General features: G+C 61.5%; 16 protein-coding genes. 14 read left to right on the forward strand and 2 right to left on the reverse strand.

Features of this window, described 5'->3' with window-relative positions:
- The first annotated feature begins 98 nt into the window (after window positions 1–98).
- The 11 genes from FEV16_RS01150 (at window position 99) to FEV16_RS01200 (ending at window position 13,637) form a co-directional block, all read left to right on the forward strand.
- Window positions 99–1,268, forward strand: a complete 1,170-nt coding sequence (locus tag FEV16_RS01150; RefSeq protein ID WP_138165775.1) for an isovaleryl-CoA dehydrogenase — start codon at window positions 99–101, stop codon at window positions 1,266–1,268.
- A 15-nt stretch (window positions 1,269–1,283) separates the two neighbouring features.
- Entirely contained in the window at window positions 1,284–2,891 is a 1,608-nt protein-coding gene (locus FEV16_RS01155) for a carboxyl transferase domain-containing protein (RefSeq protein ID WP_138165776.1), read from the forward strand.
- A gap of 8 nt (window positions 2,892–2,899) precedes the next feature.
- Window positions 2,900–3,688, forward strand: a complete 789-nt coding sequence (locus FEV16_RS01160) for an enoyl-CoA hydratase-related protein (RefSeq protein ID WP_138165777.1) — start codon at window positions 2,900–2,902, stop codon at window positions 3,686–3,688.
- Between the two features lies 1 nt (window position 3,689).
- Window positions 3,690–5,693: a biotin carboxylase N-terminal domain-containing protein gene (locus tag FEV16_RS01165; protein ID WP_138165778.1), complete on the forward strand. Its 2,004-nt coding sequence runs from the start codon at window positions 3,690–3,692 to the stop codon at window positions 5,691–5,693.
- Window positions 5,690–6,607, forward strand: a complete 918-nt coding sequence (locus tag FEV16_RS01170) for a hydroxymethylglutaryl-CoA lyase (protein WP_138165779.1) — start codon at window positions 5,690–5,692, stop codon at window positions 6,605–6,607. The genes FEV16_RS01165 and FEV16_RS01170 overlap by 4 nt, the downstream gene beginning before the upstream one ends.
- Before the next feature lie 73 nt (window positions 6,608–6,680).
- Window positions 6,681–7,832: an acyl-CoA dehydrogenase family protein gene (locus FEV16_RS01175; RefSeq protein ID WP_138165780.1), complete on the forward strand. Its 1,152-nt coding sequence runs from the start codon at window positions 6,681–6,683 to the stop codon at window positions 7,830–7,832.
- A 4-nt stretch (window positions 7,833–7,836) separates the two neighbouring features.
- Window positions 7,837–8,910, forward strand: coding sequence for a 3-hydroxyisobutyryl-CoA hydrolase (locus FEV16_RS01180; RefSeq protein ID WP_138165781.1), 1,074 nt, complete (start codon window positions 7,837–7,839; stop codon window positions 8,908–8,910).
- Between the two features lie 25 nt (window positions 8,911–8,935).
- Entirely contained in the window at window positions 8,936–10,126 is a 1,191-nt protein-coding gene (locus FEV16_RS01185; RefSeq protein ID WP_138165782.1) for an acetyl-CoA C-acyltransferase, read from the forward strand.
- Window positions 10,127–10,457: 331 nt separating this feature from the next.
- Entirely contained in the window at window positions 10,458–11,567 is a 1,110-nt protein-coding gene (gene pdhA, locus FEV16_RS01190; RefSeq protein ID WP_138165783.1) for a pyruvate dehydrogenase (acetyl-transferring) E1 component subunit alpha, read from the forward strand.
- Window positions 11,560–12,540 (forward strand): alpha-ketoacid dehydrogenase subunit beta, encoded by a 981-nt coding sequence (locus FEV16_RS01195; protein WP_138165784.1) that lies wholly within the window; start codon window positions 11,560–11,562, stop codon window positions 12,538–12,540. The genes pdhA and FEV16_RS01195 overlap by 8 nt, the downstream gene beginning before the upstream one ends.
- Window positions 12,537–13,637 carry a dihydrolipoamide acetyltransferase family protein gene (locus FEV16_RS01200; RefSeq protein WP_138165785.1) on the forward strand — a complete coding sequence of 367 codons (1,101 nt, stop codon included), beginning with the start codon at window positions 12,537–12,539 and terminating at the stop codon, window positions 13,635–13,637. The genes FEV16_RS01195 and FEV16_RS01200 overlap by 4 nt, the downstream gene beginning before the upstream one ends.
- 3 nt (window positions 13,638–13,640) lie before the next feature.
- On the opposite strand, the gene maiA is transcribed toward FEV16_RS01200, so the two are convergent.
- Window positions 13,641–14,270 carry a maleylacetoacetate isomerase gene (gene maiA, locus FEV16_RS01205; protein WP_138165786.1) on the reverse strand — a complete coding sequence of 210 codons (630 nt, stop codon included), beginning with the start codon at window positions 14,268–14,270 and terminating at the stop codon, window positions 13,641–13,643.
- Between the two features lie 84 nt (window positions 14,271–14,354).
- On the opposite strand from maiA, the gene hppD reads away from it, so the two are divergent.
- From hppD to FEV16_RS01220, 3 genes are read left to right on the forward strand one after another with little or no spacing between them, the layout of a single operon-like run.
- Window positions 14,355–15,452 carry a 4-hydroxyphenylpyruvate dioxygenase gene (gene hppD / locus FEV16_RS01210; RefSeq protein ID WP_138165787.1) on the forward strand — a complete coding sequence of 366 codons (1,098 nt, stop codon included), beginning with the start codon at window positions 14,355–14,357 and terminating at the stop codon, window positions 15,450–15,452.
- 3 nt (window positions 15,453–15,455) lie between these two features.
- The gene (hmgA, locus tag FEV16_RS01215; RefSeq protein WP_138165788.1) at window positions 15,456–16,757 is read left to right on the forward strand and encodes a homogentisate 1,2-dioxygenase; all 1,302 of its coding nucleotides are present in this window, start codon (window positions 15,456–15,458) and stop codon (window positions 16,755–16,757) included.
- Window positions 16,754–17,767, forward strand: coding sequence for a fumarylacetoacetate hydrolase family protein (locus FEV16_RS01220; RefSeq protein ID WP_138165789.1), 1,014 nt, complete (start codon window positions 16,754–16,756; stop codon window positions 17,765–17,767). The genes hmgA and FEV16_RS01220 overlap by 4 nt, the downstream gene beginning before the upstream one ends.
- Here FEV16_RS01220 and phhA read toward each other — a convergent pair.
- Window positions 17,764–18,645 carry a phenylalanine 4-monooxygenase gene (gene phhA / locus FEV16_RS01225; protein WP_246657109.1) on the reverse strand — a complete coding sequence of 294 codons (882 nt, stop codon included), beginning with the start codon at window positions 18,643–18,645 and terminating at the stop codon, window positions 17,764–17,766. The genes FEV16_RS01220 and phhA overlap by 4 nt on opposite strands.
- Window positions 18,646–18,716: the final 71 nt, after the last annotated feature.

The raw sequence follows: 18,716 nt of genomic DNA on the forward strand, positions 1-18,716 counted from the left end.
CCGGGCGCTCGTTGGCCATCAACCGGCTGCCGGCAACTTGAAACTTCGTTGATCGGCGAAAATATAGGGTCCATCACCGCGCGCCATCGGAGATGGGCATGCGCCATTGGACGCCTACTTTCGATTTCGATCTCGGCGACGTCGCTGACCGTGTGCGCAGCGCAACCGAAACTTTCGCGGGCGCCGAAATTGCGCCGCGGGCGCAGCAGATCGATGCGCAAAACGCTTTCCCTTCGGATCTTTGGCCCAAGCTGGGAGCCCTCGGCGCGCTGGGACTAACCGTGCATGAGCGCTACGGCGGCGCGGGAATGGGCTATGTGGAACACGTTCTCGCGATGGAGGAAATCAGCCGGGCTTCAGCGTCGGTCGGATTGTCCTACGGCGCCCACTCCAATCTCTGCGTTAACCAAATCCATCGCAACGGCTCGGAGGAGCAGAAACAGCGTTATCTGCCGGACCTCGTCTCTGGCCGTCACGTCGGCGCGCTTGCGATGTCGGAGCCAGGAGCCGGGTCCGACGTCACCGACATGCGGCTGAGCGCGGTGAGGCGCGGCGATCGTTATGTCCTTAACGGAAGCAAGATGTGGGTGACGAACGGTCCCGACGCGGATGTCGTGATCGTCTACGCCAAGACGGACCCAGGCGCCGGACCGCACGGCATAACCGCATTCATTGTCGAGCGCGTCTTTCCCGGTTTTTCCTCAAGCGCCAAGCTCGACAAGCTCGGCATGCGCGGCTCTAACACATGCGAACTCGTTTTTGAGGATTGCGAGGTCCCGGAAGAAAACGTGCTCGGCCTCCCGGAGCGCGGCGTGAATGTGCTGATGAGCGGCCTGGATTATGAGCGCGCGGTGCTCGCCGGCGGCCCGCTCGGAATCATGCAGGCCTGCATGGATGTCGTGCTTCCCTATGTGCATGAGCGCAAGCAGTTCGGTCAGCCGATCGGCGAGTTCGAGCTCATGCAGGGCAAGCTCGCCGACATGTATACCGCGCTCATGGCGACGCGCGCTTATGTCTACGCGGTGGCCAAGGCGTGCGATCGCGGCCGCGTGACGCGAAAGGATGCGGCCAGCGCCATATTGTTCGCTGCTGAGCGCGCGACATGGATGACGCTGGAGGCCATTCAGTGCCTCGGCGGCAACGGCTATATGAACGAATATCCGACAGGCAGATTGCTGCGCGACGCTAAACTCTATGAGATCGGCGCTGGGACAAGCGAAATTCGCCGCATGCTGATCGGGCGCGAACTTTATCAGGAGACGGCCTGACTTTGGAATAGCAATATGCCCCGCCTAGATAGCCTTGTGAATTCGAAAGGCGCTGATTACGCGAAGAATTATCAATTTATGGCTGACCGCGTCGCGGAGGTGAAGCGGATTGCGGCCGAGATTCGCGTCGGAGGGGACGAAACAGCGCGCGAGCGCCATCTCGCGCGTGGAAAAATGCTGGCGCGGCAGCGCATTGACGCGCTTATTGATCCATTATCGCCTTTTCTCGAAATCGCTCCGTTCGCCGCACATGGCATGTACGATGGCCGCGTCGCGGCGGCCGGGGTCGTCGCCGGAATAGGGCGGGTGCGAGGCCGCGAATGCATGATTGTCGCCAATGACGCCACGGTCAAAGGCGGCGTTTACTTTCCTTTGACTGTGAAGAAGCATCTTCGCGCCCAAGAGATTGCCTTTCAGAATAATCTGCCCTGCATTTATCTTGTCGATTCCGGCGGCGCTAATCTCACGAGCCAGGAGGATGTTTTTCCCGACCGGGATCATTTCGGCCGTATTTTTTATAATCAGGCGACGATGTCGTCACGAGGCATTGCGCAGATCGCGGTCGTCATGGGTTCGTGCACGGCGGGCGGCGCCTATGTGCCGGCGATGTGCGACGAAACGATCATTGTTCGCAACGAAGGCGCAATATTTTTGGCGGGACCGCCTCTTGTTAAAGCGGCGACCGGCGAGGTCGTGAGCGCAGAGGAGCTTGGCGGCGCCGAAGTGCATTGCCGTCGGTCGGGCGTCGCCGATCATTGCGCCGAGAATGACGCGCATGCGCTGCAAATCGCGCGGGATATCGTGGGCAATCTCGGGCCCGCGGGGGCGATACAGATCCCGGTTAGAAAGCCTGCCGAGCCTTTCTACGATCCCGAGGAGATTTATGGTCTTCTGCCTCAAGACCCGCGGAAGCAGTTCGACATACGCGAGGTAATCGCGCGGCTCGTCGACGCAAGCGAATTTGACGAGTTCCGCAAGCTCTATGGTCCGTCCTTGGTGACAGGCTTCGCTCACATCTATGGTTATCCCGTCGGAATCGTCGCCAACAACGGCGTGTTGTTTCCCGAGAGCGCGCAAAAGGGCGCGCACTTCATCGAGCTTTGCGTGCGACGCCAAACGCCGCTGCTGTTTTTGCACAACACGACGGGTTTCATTGTCGGCGCGAAATATGAAAGCGCGGGAGTCGCCAAAGAAGGGGCGAAGATGGTGACCGCGGTTGCGACGGCCGCCGTGCCCAAGCTTTCGATCATCGTCGGAGGCAGTTTTGGCGCGGGAAATTACGCCATGTGCGGCCGGGCTTACTCGCCACGATTTCTATGGATGTGGCCGGGAGCGCGCATTGGCGTGATGGGTGGAGAACAGGCGGCGAGCGTGCTGACGCGCGTCAAGCGCGAGGCCATGGAGAAGCGGCGGAAGGAATTTTCGCAAGCCCAAGAAGAGGAATTCGCGCGCCCGCTTCGGGAACAATATGAACGCCAGAGCCTGCCCCTTTATTCGAGCGCACGGCTTTGGGACGACGGCGTCATTGACCCGCTCGACACGAGACGGATCGTCAGTCTCGCGCTATCTTTCGCGCTGAGGGCGCCGATCGAAGAAACGCGCTTTGGCCTGTTTCGCATGTGAGTTCTTTTATGACGGCATTGCTGCAATCGGTTGACGCAAATGGCGTCGCGACTTTGACGCTGAACCGTCCGGACAAGCGCAATGCGCTTGACTCCGAGTTGATCGATCTTCTGAAGGACGCGCTCGAAGAACTGGGCGCGCGAGCCGACGTCCGCATTATCACGCTTGAGGGCGCCGGAGACTATTTTTGCGCGGGCGGCGATATTGGATCAATGCTCCGGATCGCGCAGAGCGCGTCGAGCGCCAATGAGCAGGACGCCTTGGCGCTCGCGAGAATGTTGCACACGCTGGACATGTCCCCGAAACCCACGATCGCATTGGCCAAGGGCGTCGTCGTCGGGGGAGGCGTCGGGCTTCTCGCGTGCTGCGACATCGTCATCGCGGCCGATGACGCGTCGTTCGCTCTCAACGAGGTGCGGCTCGGACTGCTTCCCGCGATCGTGGGGCCCTTTCTTATCCGGGCCATAGGGCTGCGCCAACTGCGCCGGTACGCTTTGACGGCCGAGCGATTCTCCGCCGCCGAGGCGCAGATGATGGGTCTCGTTCATCGCGTAGCGCCAAGGTTGGAGGTCGGGCTGGCGCATACGGCGATCGTCGCGGACTTGCTGCGTGGCGCGCCTGGCGCGCAGGCGGACGTCAAGGGCTTCTTCGCTGAATGCCACGATCAAGGGGCGGATACAGAACTCTTGCGCGAGGCCGCGAACCGACTCGCCGCCAGAAGATCAAGCGCGGAGGCGCAGGAAGGCCTTTCCGCATTTCTTGAGAAACGAACGCCCAAGTGGATCGCGGCCGACTGAGATGATGCGCAAGCTCCTCATCGCGAATCGCGGGGAGATCGCTTGTCGAATCATGCGCACGGCAAGAAGATTGGGGATCACGCCAGTCGCAGTCTATTCCGAAGTCGATGCGCATGCGATGCATGTCGAACTTGCCGATGAAGCCTATCTTCTCGGACCGGCGCCGGCGCGGGACAGCTATCTTTCGATCGATAAGATTATCGAAGTCGCCCGGCGTTCCGGATCGGACGCCATACATCCGGGCTACGGATTTCTTGCCGAGAATGCGGACTTCGCCGAAGCCTGCGCGGCGAATGGACTGATCTTCGTTGGACCGCCGCCTCAGGCCATGCGGCTTCTTGGTTCGAAGAGCGCGGCCAAGGCCGCGATGATACGGGCAGGCGTGCCTGTGGCGCCGGGATCATCTGGCCGCGACGATGCTGAATTATTGGAAGCGGCGCGCGCCATCGGCTTTCCCTTGCTTGTGAAGGCGTCGGCTGGCGGCGGCGGCAGGGGCATGCGCATTGTTCGAGCGCCCGAGGAAATGGCTTTAGCGCTTGAAAGCGCCCGGCGCGAAGCGCGCGCCGCTTTTGGCGACGATGCACTGTTCGTCGAGAAGTATTTCGCCGGCTATAAGCACATTGAAATCCAGATTTTTGCTGACTCGCACGGCGGCGTCATATCCTTTCTCGAGCGTGACTGCTCCTTGCAGCGCCGGCATCAGAAGGTCGTTGAAGAAACGCCAGCGCCGGGGCTGACTCCGTCTTTGCGCGCGCAGATGAGCGATGCGGCGATCCGAGCGGCGCGTACGGCGGGGTACGTCGGAGCTGGAACGGTCGAATTTCTGGTGGGGGATGACCATTTCTATTTTCTAGAGATGAACACAAGGCTGCAGGTCGAACATCCCGTCACGGAGATGGTTTCGAATCAGGATCTCGTCGAATGGCAGTTGCGCATCGCCTGTGGCGCGCCGCTTCCCTTGACTCAAAGCGATCTGAGGATGAGCGGCTGCGCCATTGAGGCGCGGATCTGCGCCGAAGACCCTGCGCGCGGGTTCCTGCCCTCATTCGGCAAGATCGTCCACTTTCGTGCGCCGCAAGAAGCGCCTTTTTTTCGCATCGACGCCGGCGTTCGCGCCGGCGATAGCGTCACGCCTTATTATGATTCGCTCCTGGCGAAACTGATCGTTTTCGGGGAGAGCCGCGAGCAGGCGCTTCGCCGCCTGCAGACAGCCCTAGATGAGGTCGAAATCGTCGGCGTCGTCACAAATCTCGATTTGTTGCGGGCGATTTCCAAGAGCGATGCGATGGCGAGTGGCGATTACGACACAGAATTCGTCGCGAACACTATCGACATGCTGATATGTCCGGCCGCTATGGACACAGATTTGGATCGCGTCCTTCTTGCGGCGTCGGCGTCGGTATTCCTAGCCGATGTTCGGCGCGCCGCGCGTGAGGCAAGCGGAGCGGTTGGCGACGAATGGTCGCCCTGGGCCGAAGCTGGCGCGTGGCGGCTTTACGCCCCTGCGAGCTACGAGCTTAGAGTTACGCAGTCTGATCGAATGCTCTCCGCCCTTATCCTGCGTCCGCATGACGGCGGCTTTTCGCTGAGCTTTGGCGATGTTGAGATGTCGGTAGAAGCTCAAAGGGTCGGCGATCGCCTCTCGCTGCTTGTAGATGGGGTTAAGCACGAAGTTTCAACGGTCGTCCTCGATGATGGCGTTGTCATCGTTCTTCGCGGCAGGAACTACCTCATCAATTGGCTGCAAGCGTCGACGACATCGAACCAGGCGCCGTCTGACGATCGCGTGCTGGCGCCGATGCCCGCGACCGTCACCCGCATCGCCGTAAAATCTGGCGATGTGGTCAGCAAAGGCGAGACCCTTATAGTCGTGGAGGCGATGAAAATGGAGATCGCCTTGGCCGCGCCGCACGACGGCGTCATCAAGAGCGTCGACTACTCGGTGGGCGATATGGCGAAAGAAGGCGCCGAACTCGTCACGATCGCGCGAAAGGACGTCGAATGAGCATCCCGTCCCGCGTGAGCATCGTGGAAGTTGGTCCTCGGGACGGCCTGCAGAATGAGAAACAGGCGCTCTCTCCGCATGTCCGGGCCGAACTCATCAGCCGTCTCGCGGCTGCAGGATTGACGCGCATCGAAGCCGGCAGCTTTGTCTCGCCAACAGCTGTGCCCCAGATGGCGCACACGGACGAGGTGCTTGCGCTTGTTCCAAAGGAAAATCTGCGCCTCAGCGTGCTCGTTCCCAACCTTCGCGGACTTTCGGACGCTATTGCGGCCGGAGCGGACGAGATCGCCGTATTCGCCGCTGCCTCCGAGACGTTTTCCAAGCGCAACATCAACTGCTCGATCGAGGAAAGTCTTGAACGATACGCCGAAGTGGTCGCAGAAGCGCGGCGCCACGGCGTCATGGCGCGCGGCTACGTCTCCTGCGTCCTGGGCTGTCCTTACGAAGGAGAGGTCGATAGCGGCCGAGTCGCGGCGGTCGCGGGCGCTCTCTTTGATATGGGCTGCTTCGAGGTTTCGCTCGGCGATACGATCGGCGTCGGCGCGCCGCTCCCCGCGCGCCGATTGGTCGAAAGAGTTGCGCGCGTCGCGCCGATCGACAAACTCGCGGTGCACTTTCACGACACCTACGGGCAGTCGCTCGCCAATATTTTCGCCTGTCTCGAAGTCGGCGTCTGCGTCGTCGACAGTTCTGTCGCTGGCCTCGGGGGGTGTCCATTTGCGCCGGGCGCAGCCGGAAACGTCGCGACCGAAGACGTTGTCTATATGCTTCAGCGAATGGACGTTGAAACCGGCGTGTCGCTCGACCGACTTTTGGACGCGGGGGCCTTTGCCTGCGCGCAACTCAATCGGGCGCCAGCCAGTCGCGTGGCGCAGGCCTATGCCGCTAAATGTGACCGTCCGGTTGACGCGTGACGAACGCCGAGAGCTTGTCAAAAAGCTTTGCCGCGACAAATTTACGTCAACAAAATTGCGATAAGTAGCGAAAATGTCGTCCTATTCTGAATTGAATGCCGAACAGGAAGCCATTTGCGAAATGGCGCGAGACTTCGGACGCGACCGCCTTGCGCCATTCGCGCTCGACTGGGACCGCGAGCATGTCTTCCCCATAGACGCGCTGCGCGACGCAGCGGCGTTGGGCATGGCCGCGATCAACGTGCGAGAGGCTTCCGGCGGCGCCGGGCTGACGCGTTTCGACGGTGTTCTGATCTTCGAGGCGCTCGCGATGGGTTGTCCGACGATCGCCGCCTACCTTTCTATTCACAACATGTGCGCTGGCTTGATTGACGCTTTCGGCAGCGACCGGCAGATCGACAAATGGCTGCCGAAGCTCGCGACGATGGAGATTTTATCGAGCTACTGTCTAACCGAGTCCGGCAGCGGATCGGACGCGGCGGCGCTGCGCACGCACGCAACATACAGCGGCGATCATTATGTCTTGAATGGCGCCAAACAATTCATTTCAGGCGCCGGCGCGGGCGGCGACAATCATCTCTACCTCGTCATGGCGCGCACCGGCGAGTCGGGCCCTAAAGGCATATCGGCTTTCATCGTCGAGGGCGGAACGCCGGGTCTAAGTTTTGGCGCGCTTGAGCGAAAGATGGGTTGGAACGCTCAGCCGACACGGGCCGTTATTTTCGATGACTGCCGGGTTCCGGCCGAAAATCTCATCGGACGTGAAGGCGAAGGATTCAAGATCGCCATGAAGGCGCTCGACGGCGGGCGCCTGAATATCGGCGCCTGCTCGCTCGGCGGCGCCCAGTCGGCCTTCGATCATACGCTGCGGTATATGAACAGCCGCAAGGCGTTTGGACGCGCGCTCGATGAGTTTCAGGCGCTGCAGTTTCGACTCGCGGATATGGCGACCCAGCTTGAGGTTTCGCGCACGTTCCTTTGGCGCGCGGCGGCGGCGCTCGACGCCAAATCGCCGGGCGCCACAACGTTGTGCGCGATGGCGAAGCGCGTCGTGACCGACGCCTGTTTTGCGGTCGCCAATGAGGCGCTGCAGTTGCACGGCGGCTATGGCTATCTCAGTGAATATGGAATCGAAAAAATTGTTCGTGACCTGCGCGTCCATCAGATTCTCGAAGGAACGAATGAAATCATGCGCGTCATCATTGTACGCTCACTGCTGAAGTAGGCATATGGATCTCATCGTTTCGCGAGAAGGTCGACTCGGACGTATTCTGCTAAACCGGCCGCAGGCGCTCAACACGCTGACGCTGCCGATGGTGCGCGATTTCCGGCGCGCGCTTGACGAGTTCGGAAACGATGAGGGCATTAGCGCCGTGCTCGTCGCAGGCGCCGGAGATCGCGGTCTTTGCGCCGGCGGCGACGTGAGAATTCTTTATGAGCTGGAGGCGTCACGGAAGCGGCTTTTCGCCGACTTCTGGCGCGAAGAATATGAACTGAATGCCCGCATCGGCTCCTTTCCCAAGCCCTATGTCGTCGTCATGGACGGAATCGTCATGGGCGGCGGCATCGGAATTTCCGCCCACGGCAACCGGCGGATCGTAACTGAGCGAAGCCGGATCGCCATGCCGGAGGTCGGGATCGGATTTTTTCCTGACGTGGGCGCGAGTTGGCTACTCTCCAAAGCCCGCGAGGTGGGCGTTTACATGGCGCTTTCGGCGACGTCTGTCGCCGCGGCCGACGCCATAGACGCCGGGCTCGCCGATCTCATGATCCATTCTCAAGACGTCGAGGGGCTTATCGGAGCTCTCGCGACAATAGAAGCCCCCGAGGATGTCGATGCTTCCTTGCGGCGCCTCGCGCGGTCGCCAGGTCATGGCCAGCTATCGCTGCACAAGCGGTTGCTTGCAGAAACAACAACGTACGGAAAGGTTGCTGACATTATCGCGGCCTTCGAGCGCGAAGGATCGGAATTCTCTCTTAGCGCTGCGGACGAAATCAGAACGAAGTCCCCGACGGCTCTGAAGGTGACTCGCGCACTGCTGCGGCGCGCTACGCAGGCTTCCGACCTCGAGACCTGTCTGACAAACGAATTCAACGCCGCGTGTCGCATGCTCGAGACTCACGATCTTTATGAAGGCATTCGCGCCGCGATCATAGACAAGGACCGGCGCCCGATATGGTCGCCTGACAGGCTCGAAGCGGTGAGCGACGAGGCCGTCGAAACAATCCTTGCAGGCGATGGCGCGCCGCCTCCGGCGTTTAAAAATTGGGATTCGTCGCCATATTCTCGATGGGAAGGCTAACGGGCCAGCCGATGAGGAGTTTGTCATGAGCGCTGCCGCACCGGTCGCCATCGTCGGGGCCGCGCGCACGCCGATTGGCGCCTTTCTTGGCGATTTGAAGGACGTTCCCGCGCCGCAACTTGGCGGGCGCGCCATCGAAGCGGCCGTGATGCGCGCGGGGCTCGCGCCGAACGACATAGACGAAGTCGTCATGGGTTGTGTTCTTTCCGCTGGACTTGGCCAGGCGCCGGCGCGCCAGGCGGCGCTCGGCGCAGGACTGCCGGAGACGACGGGCGCCGTCACCGTCAACAAGATGTGCGGCTCTGGAATGAAGGCGGTGATGCTCGCCAGCGATCAGCTCGCCGCCGGGGGCGCGCGAGTCGCGGTCGCCGGCGGCATGGAGAGCATGAGTAATGCGCCTTATCTGCTCGATCGCGCGCGCACGGGTTACCGGATGGGGCACCGTAAGGTCCTCGATCACATGTTTTTGGACGGTCTCGAGGACGCCTATGAAAAGGGCCGGCTCATGGGCTCTTTCGCCGAGGACTGCGCGACAGAGTATCAATTTACGCGCGAGATGCAGGATCGCTACGCGGCGACCTCGCTGGCGCGCGCGCAACGCGCCACAACGGACAAATCTTTCGCTCAGGAGATCGCGCCGATAACGCTGGGCAAAGGCGCCAATGGCCGGGCCGTCGCCAGCGACGAACTGCCAGGCAGAGCCAAGGCGGAGGATATTTCCCGCCTTAAACCAGCTTTCCGAGAGGATGGAACGATCACCGCCGCAAACGCCAGCGCGATATCGGACGGGGCTGCGGCGCTCGCTCTGATGCGCGCTGACGACGCCGAGCGCGCAGGCGTAAAGCCGCTCGCGATCATTCGGGGCTACGTCACCGTCGCCGGCGCGCCGAGCCGCTTTTCCGTCATGCCGATAGCGGCGATCCGTAAACTGATGGATCGGGTCGGTTGGACGACGAGCGGCGTGGACCTCTTCGAGATCAACGAAGCTTTTGCCGTCGTCGCAATGGCTGCGATGGGCGAGCTGGATCTACCGCACGACAAGGTCAATGTTCGGGGTGGCGCTTGCGCCCTTGGCCATCCCATTGGGGCGTCGGGCGCGCGGATTATCGTCACGCTTCTTTATGCTTTGGAGGCGATGGACTTAAAGAAGGGCGTCGCCGCGCTGTGCATCGGCGGCGGAGAGGCGACCGCGTTGGCTATCGAACGGCTAGGCTAGCGCTAATCTCGTGCGGTTCGTCGGTCGAAAAGTTCCCGTGCGGCGCCGCCAGTACCGCGTTCGACAGGTCGTCGCAGTTGTCCACATGGAGGCGTTAGGGTGCGCATCCGAATAAAGATGTGGATGGCCATATTGTCGATAGCGACGATGTGGCGCTGATCGAGCGAGGATGGCTAGATATGAACGATTTTCTTCGGGACAAAATCCGTCTCGGGATGACAAAGAATCGGCAAGTCGCTTTCCCGCGCTGCGGCGCGAAACCACAAAAAATTCGGCGCGGCGCCGTGACGTCCCGCATCGCCGCGCTACTTCGCTCATCAGGAGCGGGGCGATGGGAACCATAGAGATGGGTTTCGATCTCCATGTAGATTTCGTCCAGCTGTTGTCGCCAACCGGCGAGATCAGCAAGGCGGCCAGTAAATCGGCGAAAGACATTGACAGACTGGTCCAATTCTATCGCGCGATGACGCGGACCAGGACCTTCGACAATAAGGCGATCAGTCTCCAACGCACGGGTCAGCTTGGCACATTCGCGTCGGCGCTCGGACAAGAGGCGATTGGCGTCGGGGCGGCGGCGGCGATGGAAGAACGCGACGTGCTCGTGCCGTCCTATCGAGATCATGCGGCGCAATTCTATCGCGGCATGTCGATGCGTGAGTGTCTGCTCTATTGGGGCGGCGACGAGCGCGGAAGCGATTTCAAGAATGCGCGCGGCGACTTTCCAAACTGTGTGCCGGTCGCCACTCAGGCTCCGCAGGCGGTCGGCGCGGCTTACGCGCTGAAGATGCGCAAAGAAGATCGCGTCGTCGTCACGTTCATTGGCGACGGCGGCACGTCCAACGGCGCCTTTTACGAAGCGATCAACATGGCGGGAGTCTGGAAGACGCCTGTTGTCTTCATCATCAGCAATAACGGCTGGGCGATATCGACGCCGCGAGAACTCGAAAGCGCGGCTGAGACTCTCGCGCAAAAGGCGGTGGCCGCCGGTATCGAAGGCCGTCAGGTCGACGGCAATGACGTCGTTGCGGTTCATGAAGTCGTGCGCCGGGCGGTCGAGAAGGCGCGATCAGGCGGTGGACCGACGTTGATCGAAGCGCTCACCTATCGCCTCGGCGATCACACGACCGCCGATGATGCTTCGCGCTACCGTGATCCCGAGATCGTCCGCGCACAGTGGACGCGCGAACCGATCGCTCGGCTGCGCGCTTATCTCGTCAGCGAAGGCGCTTGGTCGAAGGAGCAGGAGTCGGAACTTCTGAAGGAGTGTGCGGAAGAGGTCGATCGCGAAGTTGCGGCCTATCTTAACGCGTCGCCGCTCAGTTCCGACGCCATGTTCGAGCATCTTTACGCAAAGCTCCCCGAGTCAATGCAGTGGCAACGAGAAGAGGCGCGCCGTTTCGCTCAACGCGGCGGAGACGGTGGCGGGAACGGCCATGGCTGAAATTACTTTGGTCGAAGCGGTCAATCTCGCGCTCGCGCGCGCGATGAGCGAGGACGGAGATGTGTTGCTGCTCGGCGAGGACATCGGGGTCAATGGCGGCGTGTTTCGCGCCACGAACGGCTTGCAGGCGCGCTTTGGCCGCGAGCGCGTCATCGACACGCCGTTGGCGGAAGGCGGCATCGCGGGGGTCGCGGTGGGCATGGCGGCGATGGGACTAAAGCCCGTCGCGGAAATTCAATTCTCCGGGTTCATCTACCCGGCCATTGATCAAATCATCAATCATGCTTCCCGTATGCGCAATCGCACGCGCGGGCGAATGACATGCCCCATGGTGCTTCGCTCGCCTTGCGGCGCAGGCATTCACGCGCCTGAGCATCACTCCGAAAGTCCTGAGTCGATGTTCGCGCACATGCCAGGGCTGCGCGTCGTGGCGCCGTCTTCGCCCGCTCGGGCTTATGGGCTGCTTCTGGCGTCGGTGCGCGATCCCGACCCGGTCATCTTTCTCGAGCCGACGCGACTTTATCGCCTTTTCCGCGAGGAGGTTGAAGACGACGGCGCGGAACTGCCGCTCGACGCCTGCTTCGTGTTGCGGGAAGGCGCCGACGCGACCGTCGTCACCTGGGGCGCAATGGCGCCGGAAGTGCTCGCCGCCGCTGAAAAACTCGAGGAAGAAGGCGTCACAATCGAAGTGATCGACGTGGCGACTCTCAAGCCTCTCGACGTCGAAACGATCCTGCGCTCAGTCGAAAAGACTGGGCGCTGCGTGATCGTTCATGAAGCGCCGCGCACGGCGGGCTTTGGCGCCGAGATCGCCGCCGAAATCGCCGAGCGCGCGCTCTATTCGCTGTTGGCGCCGATCAAGCGGGTGACCGGCTATGACGTCGTCGTGCCGCTCGCGAAATTGGAGAAGCAATATATTCCGAGCGTCGAACGCATCGTCGACGGGGTTAGGCAAGTGATGGAGGCGTCATGAACATTTTTCGTCTTCCCGATCTCGGAGAGGGGTTGCAGGAGGCCGAACTCGTGGAATGGCGCGTCGCCGCCGGCGAGGACGTCAAAGTCGATCAGCCGCTCGTTGCGGTCGAAACCGCTAAGGCCGTCGTCGAAATCCCGTCGCCTCAGGCAGGACGCGTCGAGCGGCTGTTCGCCTCCGCCGGAGACGTGATTCGCATCGGCGCGCCGCTGGTGGGTTTCGAAGGCGCCGGAGAAGATTCCGGGTCAGTGGTTGGCGCCGTTCAGCATGGCGCGGCAGTCGTCCGCGAGCAGCCCATCTCTGTCGGGCACGTCGGCGGAGCCGTGCGGGCCACGCCCGCGGTGAGAGCGCTTGCGCGTAAACTCAACGTCGATCTTGGCATGGTTACGCCCTCGGGTCCGGACGAGCTGATCACCGTTCAGGACATCGAACGCGTAGCGCGCATCTTGAGCGAGACGGAAGCCGCCGAGCCGCTGCGCGGCGCGCGTCGCGCCATGGCGCATAATATGGCGCAGGCGCAGGCGGAAGTCGCCGCGGCCACAATTGTCGACGATGCTGACATCAATGCCTGGGCCGCCGGAACCGACACGACTGCCCGCCTGATCCGGGCGCTCGTGAAAGGCTGTGAGGCCGAGCCTGAGCTCAATGCATGGTTCGAGTCTCACGCCTTTGCGCGCCGCGTGATGAAGAAGATCGACCTCGGCGTCGCCGTGGACCTCTCGGAAGAGGGCCTGTTCGTGCCGGTTCTGCGGGATGTTGGCAATCGCGACGCAAAGGATTTGCGTCAGGCGCTGGACCGCATGCGGAAGGACGCGGCCGCTCGGCGCATCCCTCCGGAGGAACTGCGCGGCGCGACCATCACGCTTTCGAACTTCGGTATGATCGCCGGGCGCTACGCCGCGCCAATCGTTCTGCCGCCGACCGTCGCGATCCTTGGCGCAGGCCGTATCCGCGACGAGGTGGTCGCCGCCAATGGCGCGCCTGCGGTGCATCGGGTCTTGCCGCTGAGTTTGACCTTCGATCACCGAGTGGTGACCGGCGGCGAAGCCGGCCGCTTCCTGGCGGCCGTTATCGCCGACCTGACGCTCGCGTCTTAGTATCTATTCGGCGTCGGGCTGCGCCTGCGGATGCGCCTCAATAAAGGCGGGGTGGGAAGCGCAGGCGGCTTCCACCGCAACTATGCGCGGACAGGCGTCTAGCGGGACGTCGAAGCGTCGCGCATTATAGACCTGCGGAATGAGGCATACATCGGCAAGCGACGGCGCTGCGCCAAAGGCGAAGGGGCCGGGTGCGATCAACGCCTCGACCGCGCTGAGGCCGTCATGGATCCAGCGCTTTCGCCATATGGCGATCTGATCGTCCTTCGCATCGAATTGCCCCTGCAGCGCCTGGATGACTCTCAAATTAACAAGCGGATGAATCTCGCAGGCGATCGTCAATGCCGCCGCCCGGACTTGGGCTGCGGTGATAGCGTCTTTGGGCAGAAGCGGCGGATCAGGCTTCAGCGCGTCAAGATAATCGATGACCGCCAGCGACTGGGTAATGAACGTCCCATCGTCGAGTTCGAGCGTCGGCACAATGGCCAGTGGGCTTTTGGCGCGATAGCCTGGGTCACGCTGTTCACCACGCAAAAGATGGATTGGCCGGCGTTCGACGACGAGCCCCTTGAGCGCGATCGCTATGCGCACGCGATAGGCGGCCGACGAGCGGTAGTAGTCGTAGAGGATCATGGGCCTTTAACCGGATCGGGGAATGCAATATTTAAGTAGCGGGATTTAAATAGCGGGTCAGCGGAAGCTGTATAGGGCCTTCAAATGGACTCGACGCTTGGCGACGCCGGAACGCCCGCCGAAAATCCGATGGGAACTGACGGATTCGAATTTGTCGAATTCGCGCATCCTGATCCTGCGCAGCTCGCATCATTGTTCGAAAAGATGGGATTTGCCGTCGTCGCGCGTCACCGATCCAAGGATGTGACGCTATATCGGCAGGGCGAAGTGAACTACGTGCTGAACGCGGAGCCCCATAGCTTCGCCGCCGAATTTCAGAAAGCGCACGGTCCTTCGGTTTGCTGCATCGGCTTTCGCGTGGTCGACGCCGCGAAAGCGATGCGCCGCGCCGTTTCGCTCGGCGCAAAGCCCGTCGCTTTCGGCGTCGGGCCGATGGAGTTGAACATTCCCGCGATCGAGGGCGTCGGGGGTTCGCTCATCTATTTTGTCGACCGATACGGCGATCAGGGATCAATCTGGGACATCGACTTTCGATGGACGGGCGAGCGCGACCCCAAACCTTTCGGCGTGGGCCTGACAGAGATCGACCATCTGACCCATAATGTGCGCCGCGGTCGCATGGACGCGCTCGCGAAATGGTATGAGCGGATCTTCAACTTCCGCGAAATTCGCTATTTCGACATTGAAGGCAAGCTGACGGGCTTGCGCTCTCGCGCCATGACGAGTCCCTGCGGCAAGATTCGCATCCCGATCAATGAAAGCTCCGACGAAAAAAGCCAGATCGAGGAATTTTTGGATGCCTATAAGGGCGAAGGCATTCAGCACATCGCTTGCGGTTGTCGTGACATTTACGAGGCCGTTGTCGCGATGCGTAAAAACGGGCTCGATTTCATGCCGGCGCCGCCGGATGCCTATTACGAAGCGTTGGAGGAGAGGCTGCCGGGCCATGGAGAGCCGACGCAGCGTCTCAAGGAACTTGGCATTCTTATCGATGGCCTTACGACGGGCGCGCGCCGTCTGCTGTTGCAGATTTTCTCCAAGACGGTCATCGGCCCAATCTTTTTCGAATTTATTCAGCGCAAGGGCGATGAAGGCTTCGGCGAGGGAAATTTCCGCGCGCTATTCGAGTCGATTGAAGAGGACCAAATCCGCCGCGGCGTTTTGAACCGGGCGGCAGGCTAGGCCATGGCGCCCACGGCCTATCTGCACGGTTTCGGCAACGGGTTTGAAAGCGAAGCTCTTCCGGGCGCGTTGCCGGTCGGCCAGAATTCGCCCCAACAATGCCCTTATGGTCTCTATGCAGAGCAGTTGTCCGGCTCCGCGTTCACCGCGCCAAACTGCGTCAACCGGCGCTCGTGGCTTTATCGGATTAGACCTTCCGTCCTTCACGTCCGCGATCCCAAGCCAATTGAGCAGAGCCGCTGGAAGACCGCTCCCTGCCGCGAGGTCGACGCGCCGCTCGGGCAGTTGCGCTGGGGCGCAAGCGACATCGCCGACGACGCAGGCTCCTTCATCGAAGGAATTCGCACCATCGCGACGGCCGGCGATTGCGGCCTGAAGGTCGGCATGGCCGCGCATCTCTATCTCGCCGCTCGGTCGATGCGCGACGACTATTTCTACAACGCCGACGGCGAGCTCTTGATCGTCCTGCAGCTTGGCGATCTACGCATCTTCACGGAGTTCGGGCTCATCGAGTGCGCTCCTGGCGAGATTTGCGTCATCCCGAGAGGCGTGAAATTTCGGGTCGAGCTGTCCGCAGACCCGTGTCGCGGCTACATCTGCGAAAACTACGGCGCGCCCTTCACATTGCCCTATCGCGGCGTGATCGGCGCCAACGGCCTCGCAGATCCGCGCGATTTCTTTACGCCGACCGCCGCATTCGAGGACAAGGAAAAGCCCTGTCGCCTCAGCGTCAAATGGGGCGGCCGCTTCTACCGCTGCGAGATCGGCCATTCGCCGCTCGACGTCGTCGCCTGGCACGGCAATTACGCGCCTTATAAATATGATTTACGGAAATTCTGTCCGATGGGCGCCTTGCTCTTCGATCATCCCGATCCATCAATATTTACGGTCTTGACGTCTCCTTCGGAAGAAAGCGGCGTGGGCAATGTCGATTTCGCGATTTTTCCGCCGCGCTGGCAGGTCGCTGAGCATACGTTCCGGCCTCCCTGGTATCATTTGAACATTATGAGCGAATTCATGGGCTTGATTTACGGACGCTACGACGCGAAGCCATCCGGCTTTGAGCCCGGCGGCATGTCGCTTCATAACGCGATGCTGCCGCATGGCCCGGACGCCGAAGCATTCGAACAGGCCTCAGACGCGGATCTTGCCCCAGTGAAGATCGACGACGCTCTGGCCTTCATGTTTGAATCCAGACTGCCGCTTTATCCGACCTCTTTCGCCATATCGCTCGATACCCTGCAGGAGGATTACGCTGGGTGCTGGTCGGGACTGCGCCGCCACTTTACCGGCAATGGACCGTGAAGCTCGCATCCCTGAAGAGTCGGCGCGACGGCGCGCTTCTCCTTGTCTCGCGCGATCTGTCGCGCGCCGTTGCGGCGGGTTTCGTCGCGCCCACTCTGCAGTCCGCGATCGAAGACTGGGAAACCGTGGCGCCGGAGCTGCGCGCTCTGGCGGCGCGGCTCGAATGCGGACTTCGCGAGAGCTTTCCCTTTCGCGAGCAGGACTGCGCCTCGCCGCTGCCGCGCGCCTACCAGTGGGCCGACGGCTCGGCATACGTCAATCATGTCGCGCTCGTGCGAAAATCTCGGGGCGCCGAAATGCCGGAGAGCTTTTGGAGCGACCCGCTGATGTATCAGGGAGGCTCTGACGCCTTTCTCGGGCCGCGCGACGACATTCCCTTGCTCGACGAGAAGCATGAGCTTGATCTTGAAGCCGAGGTCGCCGTCGTTACGGACGACGTTCCGATGGGCGTCACGCCGGAAGAGGCGCGCGACCGCATCAAGCTCGTGATGCTCGTCAATGATGTGACTTTGCGCGGATTGGTCGCTCCGGAGCTTGCGAAAGGCTTCGGCTTTTTTCAGTCAAAGCCGGCTTCCGCTTTTTCTCCTGTCGCCGTGACGCCTGACGAGCTTGGCGACGCGTGGGATGGCGGACGACTGTCGTTGCCGCTTCTGTCCTTCGTCAATGGCGCGCCGTTCGGGCGGCCGGACTCGGGAAAGGACATGACCTTCGACTTTCCGCGCCTCGTCGCTCATGCGGCGAGAACGCGGACGCTTTGTGCCGGAACGATCATCGGCTCTGGCACAGTGTCCAACCGTGGCGCCGACGGCGGGCCCGGCAGGCCGATCGGGCAGGGCGGGGACGGCTACTCCTGCATCGCCGAGCAACGCGTGGTGGAGAAGCTCATCGAGGGCGCGCCGCGAACGCCCTTCCTGAAAGCGGGCGATGTGGTGCGCATCGAAATGCGCGACGCCGAGGGTCGCTCGATTTTCGGCGCAATCGAGCAGCGAGTGTCAGGTCCGCAGTCTTAAGCGCTTCGCTTGGCGCGAAAATAATGAAAATCGCCGCGCGAGATGATGCGGTCTCCGGGCGCCAGCTCATGCGGCGCGAAATCCGAAGCGCCGCGAAGCCGATCATAGATTGGGCCAAAGTCCTGATAGCCGTCGGCGAGAAGCTTCTCAAAGCTTTCGATGACGAAATAAGTCTGTTGGAAATCGCTGATGATGTAATTCGTCCGCATGACGCGTTCGAGGTCGAAGGCGACGCGGTTGGGCGAGGAGTCTTCCAGCGAAAAGATCGTCTCCGAAGGAGACGACATGATCCCGGCGCCGAAAATGCGTAGCCCCGCGGGCGTCTCAATCAGGCCGAATTCGATCGTATACCAGTAAAGCCGCGCGAGATTGTGGAGCTGCCCGCGCCCAAGCGCCCGTTGCCCGCCCTTGCCGTAGGCCTCGAGAAAGCGCGCATAGGTCGGATTAGCGAGAAGCGGCACATGGCCGAAGACGTCGTGGAAGACGTCCGGCTCCTGCAGATATTCGAGCTCCGACTCTGGGCGGATGAACGCGCCGGCGGGGAAGCGCCGGTTGGCGAGATGATCGAAGAAGGCGTCATCCGGAATGAGCCCGGCGACCGGGACGACGCTCCACCCGGTCATGGCTCCCAATCGGCGGCTTAGGTCGGCGAAATCCGGAATGCCGGAGCGCGAAAGTTCGAGCTTTTGCTTCGCCTCCAGGAACTCGTCGCAGGCGCGCCCAGGCAAAAGCTTCCCCTGGCGGGCGAAGAGCCTGTTCCAGCGGTCATGCTCCTCATCGCTGTAGGACGCCCAATTCTGGTCTATCGTCCAGTCCGCCTGTCGCGGCGCCTGCGCGTATCGATTCTTGCCTTCGCTCGTGAGCTGCAGTCCCATCATGGACGCCCATCGTGGAAGCCGTCTCTGTATAACATATAGGCGCGCCGTCTCGTCTTGCGAGATGACATCAC

It is taken from the genome of Methylocystis sp. B8, from assembly GCF_005771425.1.
Classification (GTDB): domain Bacteria; phylum Pseudomonadota; class Alphaproteobacteria; order Rhizobiales; family Beijerinckiaceae; genus Methylocystis.